12 protein-coding genes and 3 tRNA genes are annotated in these 15,621 nt (G+C 71.1%); 6 read left to right on the top strand and 9 right to left on the bottom strand.

The genetic code is table 11. The features are described from left to right. Positions 1–2 precede the first annotated feature (2 nt). Both dnaG and ACZ4TO_RS12290 read left to right on the top strand, forming a co-directional pair. On the top strand, positions 3–1,907 hold the full coding sequence (gene dnaG / locus ACZ4TO_RS12295; protein WP_468024117.1) for a DNA primase: 1,905 nt from the start codon (positions 3–5) through the stop codon (positions 1,905–1,907). Between the two features lie 236 nt (positions 1,908–2,143). Beyond that, positions 2,144–3,448, top strand: coding sequence for an RNA polymerase sigma factor (locus ACZ4TO_RS12290; RefSeq protein ID WP_382782103.1), 1,305 nt, complete (start codon positions 2,144–2,146; stop codon positions 3,446–3,448). A 145-nt stretch (positions 3,449–3,593) separates the two neighbouring features. On the opposite strand, the gene ACZ4TO_RS12285 is transcribed toward ACZ4TO_RS12290, so the two are convergent. The 4 genes from ACZ4TO_RS12285 to ACZ4TO_RS12270 form a co-directional block, all read right to left on the bottom strand. Further along, complete coding sequence (locus ACZ4TO_RS12285) at positions 3,594–5,522, bottom strand: ABC transporter ATP-binding protein (RefSeq protein WP_385042219.1); 1,929 nt, start codon at positions 5,520–5,522, stop codon at positions 3,594–3,596. Further along, a complete protein-coding gene (locus tag ACZ4TO_RS12280) occupies positions 5,522–7,255 on the bottom strand; it encodes an ABC transporter ATP-binding protein (protein WP_382782095.1) in 1,734 nt (577 codons plus the stop codon). The genes ACZ4TO_RS12285 and ACZ4TO_RS12280 overlap by 1 nt, the downstream gene beginning before the upstream one ends. 169 nt (positions 7,256–7,424) lie before the next feature. Next, on the bottom strand, positions 7,425–8,879 hold the full coding sequence (locus tag ACZ4TO_RS12275; protein WP_382782092.1) for an FGGY family carbohydrate kinase: 1,455 nt from the start codon (positions 8,877–8,879) through the stop codon (positions 7,425–7,427). A gap of 130 nt (positions 8,880–9,009) precedes the next feature. Further along, entirely contained in the window at positions 9,010–9,315 is a 306-nt protein-coding gene (locus ACZ4TO_RS12270; protein WP_355765017.1) for a YtxH domain-containing protein, read from the bottom strand. A 144-nt stretch (positions 9,316–9,459) separates the two neighbouring features. Between ACZ4TO_RS12270 and ACZ4TO_RS12265 the strand changes: the two genes are divergently transcribed. The 4 genes from ACZ4TO_RS12265 to ACZ4TO_RS12250 all read left to right on the top strand — a co-directional run bounded on the left by ACZ4TO_RS12265 (position 9,460) and on the right by ACZ4TO_RS12250 (position 11,562). After that, positions 9,460–9,532 (top strand) — tRNA-Asn (locus ACZ4TO_RS12265). A 5-nt stretch (positions 9,533–9,537) separates the two neighbouring features. Then, a tRNA-Asn gene (locus tag ACZ4TO_RS12260) sits at positions 9,538–9,610 on the top strand. 165 nt (positions 9,611–9,775) lie between these two features. Further along, positions 9,776–9,852: transfer RNA gene (locus tag ACZ4TO_RS12255), tRNA-Ile, on the top strand. A 510-nt stretch (positions 9,853–10,362) separates the two neighbouring features. Then, positions 10,363–11,562 carry a helix-turn-helix domain-containing protein gene (locus ACZ4TO_RS12250; RefSeq protein WP_468024116.1) on the top strand — a complete coding sequence of 400 codons (1,200 nt, stop codon included), beginning with the start codon at positions 10,363–10,365 and terminating at the stop codon, positions 11,560–11,562. A gap of 222 nt (positions 11,563–11,784) precedes the next feature. Here the strand turns inward: ACZ4TO_RS12250 and ACZ4TO_RS12245 are convergent, their stop codons facing one another. The 5 genes from ACZ4TO_RS12245 to ACZ4TO_RS12225 form a co-directional block, all read right to left on the bottom strand. Then, the gene (locus ACZ4TO_RS12245) at positions 11,785–12,564 is read right to left on the bottom strand and encodes a D-Ala-D-Ala carboxypeptidase family metallohydrolase (protein ID WP_385042217.1); all 780 of its coding nucleotides are present in this window, start codon (positions 12,562–12,564) and stop codon (positions 11,785–11,787) included. 44 nt (positions 12,565–12,608) lie between these two features. Then, a complete protein-coding gene (locus ACZ4TO_RS12240) occupies positions 12,609–13,022 on the bottom strand; it encodes a hypothetical protein (RefSeq protein ID WP_359025992.1) in 414 nt (137 codons plus the stop codon). Positions 13,023–13,054: 32 nt separating this feature from the next. Then, on the bottom strand, positions 13,055–13,456 hold the full coding sequence (locus ACZ4TO_RS12235) for a hypothetical protein (protein ID WP_468024115.1): 402 nt from the start codon (positions 13,454–13,456) through the stop codon (positions 13,055–13,057). A 44-nt stretch (positions 13,457–13,500) separates the two neighbouring features. Next, on the bottom strand, positions 13,501–14,841 hold the full coding sequence (locus ACZ4TO_RS12230) for a GH25 family lysozyme (RefSeq protein ID WP_468024114.1): 1,341 nt from the start codon (positions 14,839–14,841) through the stop codon (positions 13,501–13,503). 318 nt (positions 14,842–15,159) lie between these two features. Further along, positions 15,160–15,396, bottom strand: a complete 237-nt coding sequence (locus ACZ4TO_RS12225) for a hypothetical protein (protein ID WP_468024113.1) — start codon at positions 15,394–15,396, stop codon at positions 15,160–15,162. Positions 15,397–15,621 lie beyond the last annotated feature (225 nt).

Here is a 15,621-nt window from a genome sequence, read left to right as displayed (position 1 = left end):
TCGTGGCAGGCAGGATCAATGACGAGGACGTGAAGGCGGTTCGGGACGCGGTCCCGATCGACGCCGTGGTGTCCGAGTACCTCCAGCTACGCAACGCGGGCGGCGGAAACCTCAAGGGCCTCTGCCCCTTCCACGACGAGAAGTCCCCCTCCTTCCAGGTCAGCCCCAGCAAGGGCCTCTTCCACTGCTTCGGCTGCCAGGAGGGCGGCGACACCATCACGTTCGTGATGAAGGTCGACCACCTCACCTTCTCCGAGTCGGTCGAGCGCCTCGCCGCCCAGGCCGGCATCACCCTGCGTTACGAGGAGGGCGGGTACAACCCCGCCCACCAGCGCGGCGAGCGCATCCGCCTGGTCGAGGCGCACAAGGCGGCCGCCCAGTACTACATCGAGCAGCTCGGCACCAGCCCCGAGGCCGACACGGGCCGCACGTTCCTCGCCGAGCGCGGCTTCGACCAGGCCGCCGCCGCCCACTTCGGTGTCGGCTACAGCCCCCAGGGCTGGGACCACCTCACCCGCCATCTGCGCGGCAAGGGCTTCACCGACAAGGAACTGGTCCTCTCCGGCCTCGCCCAGGAAGGCCGCCGCGGCCCCATCGACCGCTTCCGCGGCCGCCTCATGTGGCCGATCCGCGACATCGGCGGCGAGGTCGTCGGCTTCGGCGCCCGCAAGCTCTACGAGTCCGACAACGGCCCGAAGTACCTGAACACGCCCGACACCGCGATCTACAAGAAGTCCCAGGTCCTGTACGGCATCGACCTCGCCAAGAAGGACATCGCCAAGAGCAGCCGGGCGGTCGTCGTCGAGGGCTACACCGACGTCATGGCCTGCCACCTGGCCGGGATCACCACGGCCATCGCGACCTGCGGCACCGCGTTCGGCGGCGACCACATCAAGATCCTCCGCCGGCTCCTGATGGACAACGGCTCGGCCCGGGTGATCTTCACCTTCGACGGCGACGCGGCCGGCCAGAAGGCCGCCCTGCGCGCCTTCGAGGACGACCAGAAGTTCGCCGCCGAGACCTACATCGCCATCGCGCCCGACGGCATGGACCCCTGCGAACTGCGTCTGGCCAAGGGCGACGAGGCCGTCGCCGACCTGGTCGAACCCCGCACCCCGCTCTTCGAGTTCGCGCTGCGCCAGATCGTCCTGCGCTACGACCTGGAGACCCCGGCGGGCCGCGCGGCCGCGCTCGACGAGGCCGCCCCGGTCGTCGCCCGCATCAAGAACAGCGGTGCCCAGCACGAGGTGGCCGTGCAGCTCGCCGGCATGCTCGGCATCCTCGACACCCAGTTCGTCGTCAAGAGGGTCGCCCAGCTCGCCCGTTGGGCCCGCGACCGCGGCGGCATGGGCCCCGCGCCCGCCGGCGGACGCCCCCAGCAGACGTACGCGGCCGCCCCCCAGGCAGCCACCGGCGGACCCGCCCTCACCCTGCGCAACCCCGTCTTCGCCACCGAGCGCGAGCTGCTCAAACTCGCCCTCCAGCGTCCCGAGTTGGTCTCCCCGGCGTTCGACGCCTACGGCATGGACGAGTTCACCGCCCCGCCCTACGCCGCCGTGCGCCAGGCCGTGATGGACGCGGGCGGCGCCGAGTTCGGCGTCCAGGACCCCCAGGAGTTCCTGATCCGGGTCCGCGACGCCGCCCCGGACGACACCGTGCGCGCCATGGTCACCGAGCTGGCCGTCGAGGCGATCCTGCGCAAGACCGTCGACGAGACGTACGCGGGCGACCAGCTCGTCATGGTCCGCCGCCGCGCCGTCGACCGCCGTATCCGGGACGTCCAGGGCTCCCTGTCCCGCCTCAGCGCGGGCGGCGACCCGGCCCAGCTCGCCGCCGTGCAGAACGAGCTGTGGGTGCTCCAGCAGTACGGCCAGGCCCTGCGCGAGCGGGGCGCCGAAGCCCTCTGAGGCGCGGCGCGCGCCCCTCCGGAGCTGTTCCGGGAGCGGCCCCGCGGGGCCGCCGGGGCCGGACGGGCGGCCGAGGCGGCCCGGCACATGCCAATCCCGTAGTCGCTTCCGCAGGTTTCGTCCCGGCTGAGCTGCGCACTCGTCCGGGGCAGTAACCAAGCGGTCACGGACCGGACGCAAAAAGTCACCGCACGCCCCTCGTGGCGGCGATGTGTCGTACTCCACACTGGGTTCCGGTGCCTGAGTCCTCGGAGCGCGGCCGACCCGCACGCGACGGGTTCCCCATCCCCGCGGTTCCGCCAAACGACTGTGGGATGGACAGCGGCGAGACCGTCGACCCCATCCCCGACACACCGCTGCCGCACGCCTCAGCAGCGACATTCCTGGAGGTCGCCCCCGTGCAGACCCAGACCCTCGCCCAGACCGACAACACCACCGACACGGACGCGGATCCCGGCGTCGTCGGGGCGGTCCCCGCGCAGCGGCGTGCCGCGCACCACCCCGAGGGCGGGCCGGACGGCCCTCCCGAGGCCCTCGAAGAGGCACCCGGGGCGGAGGTCGAGGTGGAGGTGGAGACCGAGGCCCCCGAACCGGTGGAGCCCGCCCGGAGCCGCGCCGCCGACACCGGTGGCCCCTCCTCCGACCTGTTCCGCCAGTATCTGCGCGAGATCGGGCGGATCCCCCTGCTCACGGCGGCCGAGGAGGTCGAACTCGCCCGCCGCGTCGAGGCCGGGCTGTTCGCCGAGGAGAAGCTCCGGCTCACGCCCGACCTCGACAGCCAGCTCGCCCTGGACCTGGACAAGATCGTCGTCATGGGCCGGATGGCGAAGCGCCGGCTCATCGAGGCGAACCTGCGGCTCGTCGTCTCCGTGGCCAAGCGGTACGTGGGGCGCGGTCTGACCATGCTCGACCTCGTCCAGGAGGGCAACCTCGGCCTGATCAGGGCCGTCGAGAAGTTCGACTACGCCCGCGGCTACAAGTTCTCCACGTACGCCACCTGGTGGATCCGGCAGGCCATGTCGCGCGCGCTGGCCGACCAGGCGCGCACCATCCGCGTCCCCGTGCACGTGGTCGAGCTGATCAACCGGGTGGTCCGCGTCCAGCGGCGGATGCTCCAGGAGCGCGGCTACGAGCCCACGCCCGAGGAGGTCGCGGCGCAGCTCGACCTGTCCGGCGAGCGGGTGAGTGAGGTCCTGCGGCTGGCCCAGGAGCCGGTGTCCCTGCACGCCCCCGTGGGCGAGGAGGACGACGTGGCCCTCGGTGACCTCATCGAGGACGGCGACGCGACGTCTCCGGTGGAGTCCGCCGCGTTCCTGCTGCTCCGGCAGCATCTGGAGGCGGTGCTGTCCACGCTCGGGGAGCGGGAGCGGAAGGTGGTCCAGCTTCGGTACGGGCTCGCGGACGGGCGTCCGCGGACGCTGGAGGAGATCGGGCGCATCTTCGGTGTCACGCGCGAGCGCATCCGGCAGATCGAGTCCAAGACGCTCAACAAGCTGCGGGACCATGCCTTCGCCGACCAGCTCCGGGGTTATCTGGACTGAGGGGGCTCGCCGGGCAACGGCTTTCTTCGCCCCCTCCGCCCCTTCCCGTCCCGTAGCGGGGGCGCTGCCCCCGGACCCCCGCTCCTCAAACGCCGGAGGGGCTGAATTCTCCGGCGTCTTCAGCGGGGGCCCGGAAGCGCGGGCCCTAGTCGACCTCGGCCACCGCCTGGGCGAACTGGGCCTGGTAGAGGCGGGCGTAGGCGCCGCCCGACTCCAGCAGGTCCGCGTGGGCGCCCTGTTCCACGATGGACCCGTTCTCCATCACGAGGATGGTGTCCGCGTCCCGGATGGTCGACAGGCGGTGGGCGATCACGAACGACGTCCGCCCGTGCGCCAGCTTCGCCATCGCCTTCTGGATCAGCACCTCGGTCCGGGTGTCGACGGAGCTGGTCGCCTCGTCGAGCACCAGGATCACCGGGTCCGACAGGAAGGCCCGGGCGATCGTGATGAGCTGCTTCTCGCCCGCGCTGACCCCCGTCCCCTCGTCGTCGATCACCGTGTCGTAGCCGTCGGGCAGGGTGCGGATGAACCGGTCGGCGTGCGCGGCGCGCGCCGCCTCCTCGATCTCCCCGCGTGTGACGTCCCGCGAGGCCCCGTACGCGATGTTGTCGGCGATCGAGCCCCCGAACAGCCAGGTGTCCTGGAGCACCATGCCTATCCCCGACCGCAGCTCGTCACGGGACATGGAGGTCACGTCGACCCCGTCGAGGGTGATCCGGCCGCCCGTGACGTCGTAGAACCGCATGAGCAGGTTCACCAGGGTCGTCTTGCCGGCGCCGGTCGGGCCGACGATGGCCACCGTGTGGCCCGGCTCCACCTTCAGCGAGAGATCCTCGATGAGCGGCTTCTCCGGGTCGTACCGGAAGGAGACGTGCTCCAGCGCCACCCGCCCGCGCAGTTCCTCGGGACGGGCCGACACCGTCGGGTCCGCCTCCTGCTCGTCGGCGTCCAGGACCTCGAAGACCCGCTCCGCCGACGCGACACCCGACTGCACCAGGTTCGCCATCGAGGCGACCTGCGTCAGCGGCATGGAGAACTGGCGGGAGTACTGGATGAAGGCCTGCACGTCACCGATCGACAGCGAGCCCGAGGCCACCCGCAGCCCGCCGACCACCGCCACCAGCACGTAGTTCAGGTTCGACACGAACATCATCAGCGGCTGCATGACGCCGCTGTTGAACTGCGCCCGGAAGCCGGCCTCGTACAGCTTGTCGTTCTGCTCGGCGAACTGCGCCGCCGACTCGTCCGCCCGCCCGAACACCTTCACCAGGTTGTGGCCGGTGTACATCTCCTCGATGTGGGCGTTGAGCTTGCCGGTGGTGCGCCACTGCTGCACGAAGTGCGGCTGCGAGCGCTTGCCGACCCGGGTGGCCACGACGAAGGACAGCGGCACCGTGACCAGCGCGACGAGCGCGAGCAGCGGCGACACCCAGAACATCATCGCGAGCACGCCCACGATGGTCAGCAGCGAGTTGACGAGCTGGCCCATCGACTGCTGGAGCGTCTGCTGGATGTTGTCCATGTCGTTCGTCGCGCGGCTGAGCACCTCACCGCGCTGACGCTTGTCGAAGTACGACAGCGGCAGCCGCGACAGTTTCGCCTGCAGGTCCTCGCGCATGCGGTAGACGGTCTTGTTGACGGCCCGGTTCACGAGCCGCGTCGCCACCGCCATCAGCAGGCCGGCCAGCAGGAACGTACCGAGCGCGAGCAGCAGCACGTGCCCGACGGCGGTGAAGTCGATGCCCTGGCCGGGGGTGAAGTCCGTCCCCGAGAGCATGTCGGCGACGCCGCCCTTGCCGCTCGCGCGCAGCGAGTCGAGGGCCTGCTCCTTGGTGGCCCCGGCCGGCATCTGGCGTCCGACGATCCCCGCGAAGACCAGGTCGGTGGCCCGGCCGAGGATCTTCGGGCCGACCACCGAGAGCCCCACGCTCAGCACGACGGCGGCGAGCATCACGTACAGCGTGGCGCGCTCGGGCTTGAAGTGGGTGAGGAGCCGCCGGCCCGACACCTTGAAATCCATCGAGCGCTGGTCGGGGCCGCCCCCGGCCATCATGCGTCCCATGGGCCCTGCCATCAGGCGGCCTCCGCTTCCGTGAGCTGGGAGAGCACGATCTCCCGGTAGGTCTCGTTGTCCGCCATCAGTTCGTGATGCCGTCCGGTGCCGACGACCCTGCCCTCGTCGAGGACCACGATCCGGTCGGCCTCCCTGATGGTCGACACCCGCTGGGCCACGATCACCACGGTCGCCTCCGCGGTCTCCTCGGTGAGCGCCGCGCGCAGCGCCGCGTCGGTCGCGTAGTCGAGGGCCGAGAAGGAGTCGTCGAACAGGTAGATCTCGGGGCGCTGCACGAGCGTGCGGGCGATCGCCAGGCGCTGGCGCTGGCCGCCGGACACGTTCGTCCCGCCCTGCGCGATCGGTGAGTCGAGCCCGTTCTCCAGCGCTTCCACGAAGCCCTTGGCCTGCGCCACCTCCAGCGCGTGCCACAGCTCCTCGTCGGTCGCCTCGGGGTTGCCGTACCGCAGGTTCGTGGCGACCGTCCCCGCGAACAGGTAGGGCTTCTGCGGGACCAGTCCGACCGTCCTCGCCAGCAGCTTCGGATCGATCGTCGCGACGTCCACGCCGTCGACGAGCACCTGGCCGTCGGTGGCGTCGAACAGGCGCGGGATCATGCCGAGCAGCGTCGACTTGCCGCTGCCGGTCGAGCCGATGACCGCGGTGACTTCACCGGGGCGGGCGACCAGGTCGACGGCCTTCAGGACCGGCTCCTCGGCGCCCGGGTAGCGGAATCCGGCCGCGCGGATCTCCAGGTGGCCGTGCCGGCGCAGTTCCAGGACCGGGGCGGCGGGCGGGACCACACTGCTCTCGGTGCCCAGGACCTCCTGGATGCGCTCGGCGCAGACCTCCGCGCGCGGCACCATCATGAACATGAAGGTGGCCATCATCACGGACATCACGATCTGCATCAGGTAGGCGAGGAACGCGGTCAGATCGCCGATCTGCATGCCGCCGCTGTCGATGCGGTGGGCGCCGAACCAGACCACCGCGATGGACGACAGGTTCACCACCGTCATGACGATCGGGAACATCAGGGCCAGCATCCGGCCGGTGGCCAGCGACGTCTCCGTGAGCTCGGTGTTGGCGCCCCTGAAGCGGTCCTTCTCGTAGCCGTCGCGCACGAACGCGCGGATCACGCGGTTGCCGGTGATCTGCTCGCGCAGCACCCGGTTCACGGTGTCCAGGCGGACCTGCATGGTGCGGAACAGCGGGCGCAGCCGGCGCACGATGAGCGTCACGCAGATGCCGAGGGTCGGCACCACGGCGACGAGCACCGCGGACAGCGGCACGTCCAGGCCGAGGGCCAGGATGATCCCGCCCACACACATGATCGGCGCGGACACCAGCAGGGTGAACGTCATCAGGGCGAGCATCTGCACCTGCTGGACGTCATTGGTCGTGCGGGTGATCAGCGACGGTGCCCCGAAGTGGCCCATCTCACGTGCCGAGAAGGACTGGACGCGGTCGAAGACGGCCGCGCGGATGTCCCGGCCCACCGCGGACGCCGTACGGGCGCCGTAGTAGACGGCTCCGATGTTGCAGACGACCTGGGCCAGCGAGATGCCGATCATCAGGGCGCCGAAGGACAGGATGTAACCCGTGTCACCCTTCACGACACCGTTGTCGATGATGTGCGCGTTGAGGGTGGGCAGGTAGAGCGTGGCGCAGGTCTGCAGGAACTGCAGCAGCACCAGCAGGGCGATGGGTTTCTTGTACGGACTGAGGTGGGTCCGCAGGAGTCGTATGAGCACGCGGGGTCTCTCGGAATCGTGGACGGCGGGGGTGACCGACGGGTTGTGCATGATGCACGCACCACCCCCTATCGTCGGACACTCCCCCCGCGTTACCTCAACCGATTAACCCAAGTGCGGTCCAAAAATGGACGCCGCCTCCGTCTTCGGACGTACGTCCGTCAAGGCGTTACGCCCGGAACGCCCCGGGATGCGTCTGTTCGCGTACGGAGACGTACTGCTGCCGTACGGCCTGTCCCACGGCGAGTTCGTCGCCGGGCTCCAGCACCTGGGCGACCGGACCCTGCCACATCGGCGGGGTCCGCGGGTCGAGCGTGCCCCGCGAGACGCCGAGGGCCCAGGCCGCCTGACGGGCCGCGCCGAGCGCCGCGTAGTCCGCGGGCTGCGGTACGACGACCTGCGCGCCGAACAGCGCGGGCGCCACGGCCTGGACGGCGGGCAGCTCGGCGGCCTGGCCGAGCAGGAAGATCCGGCGCACGTCCACACCCCGGCCGCGCAGCACGTCCAGCGCGTCCGCGAGCCCGCAGAGCATGCCCTCGAAGGAGGCCCGCGCCAGGTGCTCGGGCTTCATCGACTCCCGGCGCAGCCCGGCCAGCGTCCCCGCCGTGTGCGGCAGGCTCGGGGTCCGCTCGCCCTCCAGGTACGGCAGCAGGACGAGCCCGTGCGAGCCCGGCGTCGACTTCATCGCCAGCTCGGACAGACCCTCCAGGTCCGGCACGCCGAGCAGCTCCGCGGTGCCGCGCAGGGCCCGTACGGCGTTGAGCGTGGTGACGACCGGAAGATGCATGCCGGTCGCGTCGGCCAGTGAGGTGATCATGCCGGTGGAGTCCGCCAGCGCCTCGGGGTGGACGGCCATCACGGAGCCGGAGGCGCCCAGCGACACCACCGCGTCGCCGAGCCCGATGCCGAGCCCGAACGCCGCCGCCATCGTCTCGCCGGTCCCGGCGGATATCAGGAGCCCCTCGGGCGTGGTCCCCGCGGCCTCGGAGGGGCCGAGCACGTCCGGGAGCCCCGCCTGATGGCCGAGCGCCAGTTCGACGAGGTCCTGCCGGTACGCGCCCGTCGCCGCCGACCAGTACCCGGTGCCCGAGGCCCCGCCGCGGTCCGTGGTCCTGCGCACGGGGCGGCCGAGGAGCTGCCACACCAGCCAGTCGTGGGCCTGCAGCAGCATGCTGGTGCGCCGCGCGGCCTCGGGCTCGGTCTTGCTCAGCCAGCGCAGCTTGGTGACCGGCTGCGCGGCCTGCGGGACGCTGCCCACCGCCTGGGCCCAGGCCTCGCGCCCGCCGAGCGCGTCGATCAGATCGGCCGCGGCGACCTGCGCCCGCTTGTCCCCGCCGACCATCGCGGGGCGCACGGTGTTGCCCTGCGGGTCGAGCGGGACCAGCCCGTTCTGCTGGGCCGACACGCCGATCGCCTGGACGCCTTCGAGGAGCCCGCCGCCCGCCGCCTCGCCCAGGGACAGCAGCCAGGCCTGCGGATCCACGTCGGAAGGACGGCCGCCACCCTCGCCGCTGTCGACCGGATGTGGCGCATACCCCTGCCTGAGCACGGCACCCGTGTCCGTGTCGCAGACGACGATGCGAGTGAAATCGGGCGCACTGTCCAGCCCGGCGACTATCCCCATGGCGGAAATTCTGCCGTACGGCGCGAGTCCGTGGCGCCGGGCCGGTACACGGGCCTCCGCAGGACCGCCGCGCAGGGGGGAGGCGGCGGCGCCGGTGCCGTGACCCGGCCCGGCGCCGCCTCCTCGGCCCCTAGGTGTTGCTGGTGCCCCAGTCGTCCTCGCCGGCGCCGGTCCCGTTCCGCTCGCGCAGGGAACGCACCCGGTCCGTGACCGAGTCGGGGACACGGTCGCCGACCTTCTCGCTCACGGTGTGCAGCGCCTTGCCCGCGATCTCGCGGCTCTGCTGGGCCGCGGTCTCCGCGGTGTTGCGCACCGCGGGGTTCTGCGCGACCTGGCGCATGGACTTCTTCAGCTGTTCGTAGCGCTCGCGCCCGGCCCGCGTGCCGAGCACGTAACCCAGGGCCAGTCCGGCGACGAACGTGAGCCGGTAGCGCATGACGGCCACCCTTCCCTTGCGTCGGCATCGGTGTGGAGGGAACCGATTGGCGGAGCACCCCCCTGCTTGCGCTAATGTATGTGTCGCAGCGAGCGCACGCCCCCTGGCGAATACCCAGGTAGGTGCGTTCGATGCAAAGATCAATCCTCCGTAGCTCAATTGGCAGAGCAGCCGGCTGTTAACCGGCAGGTTACTGGTTCGAGTCCAGTCGGGGGAGCTCGATCTCCTGTAGCTCAATTGGCAGAGCAGCCGGCTGTTAACCGGCAGGTTACTGGTTCGAGTCCAGTCGGGAGAGCAACGAAAGAGGGCCCTTCGGGGTCCTTTTTCATGTCCGCAGGGACCGCCCAGGGCATGCCGAAGGCGTCATGGTCACGCGAAGCAGACCAGCCGGAGCAGGAGATCGTATGAGCGGCTATGCTGCGGCAGACGGCGCGCACAAATGTGCGCGGCGCGCCGTAACGGGGCGGTAGCTCAGCCGGTTAGAGCAGCGGACTCATAATCCGTCGGCCGTGGGTTCGAGTCCCACCCGCCCCACCACTGGCTACGCGAGGACAGGCCGTCAGGTCCGCGGCAGGCGTCGACGGCTGCCGGAGACCCACGGAGTCCGTCCGGCTCCTTCCCCGGGATTCCCGGGCACGCGAGACAGCACCATGGCGTCAGCGGGACGACCGTCCCCACCCCCTCCTCGCGGCCCGGCTACGCGCCTCGTCCGACATCGCGGCGCGGTCTGCGCGGCGGCGCGTTCGGCCCCGACGGGCGGTCGCCGGCCGCGGGACGCGAGAGCGTGACCGTCACCCTGTGGAATGTCACCGACCCCGCGCACCTGACCGCGACCGCCGCACTCGGCGGGCACCGCGGCGCCGTGCGGGCTCCGGCCGCGCCGGCGGCGCCTCTCCTTGGCGGTTCGCCGGTGACGACTGGTGACGGACTTTCAAATAGCGTCATTTCAGCGGTCGTTGACGATCGCATTCCGGCACTCAAAGGGCGCGCACAGTTTCCGCGGTGTAGCTTCTACCCGTCAGTAGAGGCTTGAGCAAGGGTGGATACGTGGCTGACCCTTCGCAAACCGAGAAGTTCGCCGCCTTCCTTCGGATGCTGAAGGACCGCAGCGGCCGGGGCTACGACCGCCTCGGCAAGGAAGCGGGCGTCAGCGGCTCCAGTCTGCATCGCTACTGCTCCGGCCTCGGCGTCCCGGGCGACTACCGGGTCGTGCACTCCTTCGGAAAGGTGTGCGGGGCCAGTCCGGAGGAGCTCCGCGAACTCCACCGGCTGTGGGCGCTGGCGGACACCGACCGGAACGTACCGGCCGTGGCCACCGCGGCCGGTACGACCGCCCCGGCCGTCCCGACCGGCGAGGGCGAAGGGGAACCGGGTCCGAAGGCGGCTTCGGCGCAGGTCGCTTCGGCGGCGGAGGCTCCGGCCGGGTCCGCCGGGACGGCACCCGGACCGGGTGACGCCGTCGCGCCGCAGACCGATACCGCCGGGGCCGGGGAGCCCCGACGGGGACGGCTGCCCGAGAAGCTGTCCTCGCGGTTCGCGGTCCTGGCCGCCGCGGTCGTGGCCGTGACGGGGCTGGTGGCCGGCTTCGTATGGATGCCCGCCGATCCTCCGCCGACGTCCGAGGAGGGGCTGCTGTACTCCTCCGCGTGCAAGTCGGTCAGCATGGGCCAGCACGACGAGTGCGTGCGCGAGGTCCAGACGCTCCTGGTGCGGGCCAAGGGCAGGCTCGCCGTCGACGGCGACTTCGGGCCCGAGACCCTGCGCCGGCTGACCGCGTTCCAGGTGCTGGCGGGCATGCCGGCCAGCAGTGTCGTCGACGAGGGGACGAAGAAGGCGCTCTACGCGCAGCAGGTGAGCATGGCCACCTGGTCGCCGGACCGCGTGACGAAGCGGATCCGCGAGGTGTTCGCCGAGGACCCGGGCACCGCCGTGGCCATCGCCCGCTGCGCCTCCTTCCTCGACCCGTTGTGGGTGCTGCCCAACACCAACGGCAGCCGCAACTGGGGTGTCTTCCAGATCTCCGACGTCCGCCTGCGGGAGCTCGGCGGCACCCCGCGGCGGGCGTTCGACCCGGAGTGGAACATCCGGGCGGCCCACCGGTTGTGGAGCGTCCGGCACGACTTCCACGACTGGCCCTCCTGCGAGGCCGCCCTGAAGGACTCCAGGGAGTCCAAGGACACGAAGGACACGAAGGGCTCCCAGGGCGTGAAGGCCTCGGCGGGCGCGAAGGGCACGGCGAAGAGCTGACGCCGGAAGGCACGCACCGGAGCGGTGGAGCACGGAGGTCCCGGGTACTGCCCCGCGATACCCGGGACCTCCGCGTTCCGGATCACCGGGACCCGGAACTCCGTGGCGCCGGGACCTCCGTGCTCCCGATCACCGGGACCCTCGGCTCGTGAACTTCGGCTCGGGGGTCACCGGCACCGGGACCCCCGGCACAGGGACCCCGGCTCCGGATCACCGGGAGCGTCAGACCGTGCCGCTCTCCCACCACCAGTCGCGGCCGAGGTCGGCCCGGCTGTCGACGTGCTGGTGGTCGACGGTGTACCGCTCCAGGCCGGAGAACCCGCAGGTCTCCGCCTTCTGGTAGACGGTCTTGGTGGCCACGCCGGGGACGTCGAGGTCGGCCGCGGTGCCGTACAGGTGCATGCTGTCGCTGGCCCCGCCGATGTCGGCGTTGTGCGCGATGCTGCGGAAGCCGGAGTTGACCGTGATCGGCTTGTCGCCGAGCTTCTTGCGCAGCGCCTCCAGCTTGTACATGCAGCGCCGGGCGTTCTCCTTCGCGGCCGCCGCGCTCACCTTGCCGCCGTTGAACGTGCCGCTCGACTGGTCCACGAACTCACTCCAGTTGAAGTGGGCCGTGGAACCGTCCGACTGCTCCAGCGCGTTGAGCTTCGCCTGGGTGTTCGGACCGGCGACCCCGTCGTCGTCGAGCCCGTACGCCGCCTGGAACCGCTTGACCGCCGCGGCCGTGCCGGGGCCGAAGTCGCCGTCGAGGCCGACCCGGGTGTGGCTCGCGCTGTCGGCCGCCCAGCCGGAGACCCGGATCTGCAGCTCCAGCACGTCGGCGCCGCTGTCGCCCTGCTTCATCGTGCGCGACCACGAGTAGGCCTGCGCGGTACCGGAGAGCAGCAACGGGCTCAACGCCAGTCCGGCGCCGACGGCCAGCGTGCCGCGCAGCATGCTGCGGCGGTCGAGCGGGCGGCTGCCGACGGAGCGGCCGCCGGCGGAACGGAAGAGGAAGGTCATCGTCGTCCTTTCGGAACGGTGGTGCGAGAGGAGGCGGAGCGAGGTCAGTAGGCGAGCTGGAAGTTCACGTTCTGGGCGAAGGTGTCGTACGGGCCGACGCGCAGGACGAAGCGTGTGCCGTCCTTGACGTCCGTGGCGACGGTCGCCCACGGGGTGCCGTGCAGGGAGTACGTGTTGTCGTGGTTGCACTTGTCGGTGTGGTCGATGAACACCACACACGCGTACAGGAAGCTCTGGTCGTCCGTGGTGAGCCGCATGTTGATGTCACCGCACCGCGAGGACGTGGTGAAGGGGCCGTAGTCCCTGGGGCCCGCCTGGTAGCGGTAGTTCAGGGTCTTCGCTCCGCCGTAGCAGCTGGTCGCCGCGGCCGAGGACTGTGCGGCGGCGGGCGCGGCACCCGCTCCCAGCAGCGCGGCCACGGTGACGAGAGCCGAGGCGAGCGCCTTGGTCCTGCTCATGATGGTCTCCGTTCGTGAAGTGGGGGAGAGGGTCAGAAGGCGATCTGGAAGGTGGCCGAACTGCCTTCCAGGTCGACGCCGTTGGGCACGGTGAACCGGGTTCCGTTCAGGACGTCGGTGGCGATGGTCGTCCAGTTGCGGCCGATCTTGGTCCAGTAGTTGCAGCCACTGGCCCGCGCGAACTGCACGCAGGCCCAGCCGAACTCGGCGTCGCCGCCGGTCATCCGCATGTTGATGTCCGTGCAGCGGCTCGTGGTCACGTACGGGCCGAAGTCGCGGACCTCCCCGTAGTGCACGGTGACCGCTCCGCCGTAACAGCTCGTGGCGGCGGTGGCGGTGGTGGCGGTGGTGGCGGCCGAGGCAGGCGCCGGGACGGTGAAGCCCAGCGTGACGAGCAGGGCGACGAGGGAGGCACGGGCGAACCGGGCGGTCATGGGGACGCTCCTCGGTACGGAGGCGGAGGCGGTCGCGGCGGGGATCACCGGTTCGCCAGCCGGTCGAGATCGGCCTGGGTGCCGTTGAACACGTCGCCGGTCGCCGGCGCCCGCAGACCCGGGAAGATCGCGGCGTCGGTGTACTGCCACATCGTCCAGGTCGCCGAGCCGTTCGGCACCGGAGGCTGGGTGATCGACTGGCGGTAGTCCGCGAGTTGCAGCGGATACCGGGCGAAGGCGGTGGTCGAGCCCATGCAGTCGTCCAGGAAGGACTTCTGGGTGTAGATCATCGGAACGCGGCCGAAGGCGTTCTCCACCCGGTCGAGCCAGGCCTTGGCGTCGGCGACCGTGCCGTAGGTGGGACAGCGCCCGCTGCCGTCGTCCATGCGCTCCAGGTCGAAGATCGGCGGAAGGTCGCCCGCCCGCTTCCCGGTGTAGCCGGTCGCCCGCACGGCGGCGATGAACCGGTCGGCCTGCGCGGCACCCGTGTCGGCCGCCGTGCCCGTGTAGAAGTGGTACGGCGCCACGGCCAGCCCCGCCGTCCTGGCCCCTTCGAGGTCGGTGGCGAGGTATTCGTCGGTGACGTTCGTGCCGCGGGTGGCCTTGACCGTCGCGAACTCGGCGCCCGAGGCCCGTACGGCCTTCCAGTCGATCGGCGCGCCGCCGGGGTGCTGGTACTTGGCCGTGTCCAGGCCGTCGATCGGGTGGCCGGCGGGGTGGGGCGGCGTGCAGTACGCGTTACGGCTGGACCAGTCGACCAGCTTCGCCCAGGTGTTGGGGCCCACGGTGCCGTCGGCACTGAGGTTGGCGCAGTGCTGGAGCTCGACGACCCGGTCCTCGGTGCCGCCGCCGAAGTCGCCGTCGACGGTCAGCGGCGGATAGTGGAACGGCTCCATGGCCAGGTTCAGCCGGCACTGGACCTCCTTGACCTCCTCGCTCTTCGCGCCCTTCTTCAGGGTCGGGCGCGCGTCGGTGTGGCCGCACACGGTCGCCTGCGCCGCCCCCGCCGTGCCCTGGGTCGAGCAGGTGTGCGGCTGTGCGGCCCAGGAGTTCAGCGCCGCCCAGGTCTGCGGTCCGAGCACGCCGTCCGCGCTCAGCCCGGCGCACCGCTGGAACTCCTTCACCCGCGTCTCGGTCGCCGCTCCGAACGAGCCGTCCGCCGCGATCGGCGTGTACCGGCTCGGCTTCGTCGCCAGGTCGAGTTGGCACTGCGCCTCGACCGTCGCGTCCCCCGTGGATCCCTGCTTGAGCGTGGGCTGTTCGCTCGTGTGCCCGCAGACCGCGACCGCGGCGGTCGGCGCCGCCTGCACCGCCGCGGGTCCGCACAGGGGCAGGACCGCTGCCACGGCGAGGGTCAGGCCCCGCAGTAGCGTCCTTGTTCCCATCTGGTGTTCCCCCTCTGATCAGTGGCCGGGAAACCTCCGGCCGCCGATCAGGCTGGCAGCGACTGCCCCGCGGCGGATCCTCTCGATCCGGATAGGGACGGCGGGACAGTCCCACCTACGTGACCTGCGGGAACGCGGTACCTCTGGGACGGGCGTGGGACACGGGCGGCGACACCGGCGCCCGGTCGGGCCCGAGCGAGGACGTCGGTCGCCGGGGCGGACCCGGGCCGGCCCAGGGAGCGGACGGTCGGCCGCCCCGGAACGGGACGGTCAAGCGCCCCCGGAACGGGACGGTCGGCTGCCCCGGGAACGGGACGGTCAGCCGTCCTCGGAACGCTTCCCGGCGAGGAACCCCACCACCTCCCCGGGCACGAGGTGCCCGGCCTCCGGTTCGTCCCACTGGACGGGATGGATGCCGTGGTCCGCGAGACTCCGCACGAACCCCTCGGGCAGCCTGTCGCCCTCGACCAGGTGGAGATCGAGGAGTGCCTTCCGCGCCGAAGGCTCCAGAGCTTCCCACCACTGCGTGAGGCGCGCGCTGTGTGTGCTGTTCATACGCCCAGGTGAACACGGACAAACGGCGGCGAACAACCGAAAACGCCGTTCGCGTCGGACCCGGCCGGACTGGACGGCGCCGCCGGGGCGGAGCCGCGACGGAACATGCTGCTCGGAGGGTAGGAGGGGCGCATCCGTGGGCACCATGCGTCTATGCGCGTCGACGAGGACGCCGGTCTCATCAGTCATGAGGAGGGGTCATGAACCGTCAGATCCGGATTCGCG

It is taken from the genome of Streptomyces sp. NPDC028298, from assembly GCF_055565895.1.
Note: the sequence above shows the minus strand (reverse complement) of the source record. Positions and strands in the feature narration are given on the sequence as shown.

Excerpts from the sequence above, each read along its gene's own strand:
- ACZ4TO_RS12225 (WP_468024113.1), bottom strand. The coding sequence starts at position 15,396 with ATGAACAGCACACACAGCGCGCGCCTCACGCAGTGGTGGGAAGCTCTG.
- ACZ4TO_RS12285 (WP_385042219.1), bottom strand. The coding sequence starts at position 5,522 with ATGGCAGGGCCCATGGGACGCATGATGGCCGGGGGCGGCCCCGACCAG.
- ACZ4TO_RS12275 (WP_382782092.1), bottom strand. The coding sequence starts at position 8,879 with ATGGGGATAGTCGCCGGGCTGGACAGTGCGCCCGATTTCACTCGCATC.
- ACZ4TO_RS12235 (WP_468024115.1), bottom strand. The coding sequence starts at position 13,456 with ATGACCGCCCGGTTCGCCCGTGCCTCCCTCGTCGCCCTGCTCGTCACG.
- ACZ4TO_RS12245 (WP_385042217.1), bottom strand. The coding sequence starts at position 12,564 with ATGACCTTCCTCTTCCGTTCCGCCGGCGGCCGCTCCGTCGGCAGCCGC.
- ACZ4TO_RS12230 (WP_468024114.1), bottom strand. The coding sequence starts at position 14,841 with ATGGGAACAAGGACGCTACTGCGGGGCCTGACCCTCGCCGTGGCAGCG.
- ACZ4TO_RS12270 (WP_355765017.1), bottom strand. The coding sequence starts at position 9,315 with ATGCGCTACCGGCTCACGTTCGTCGCCGGACTGGCCCTGGGTTACGTG.
- ACZ4TO_RS12240 (WP_359025992.1), bottom strand. The coding sequence starts at position 13,022 with ATGAGCAGGACCAAGGCGCTCGCCTCGGCTCTCGTCACCGTGGCCGCG.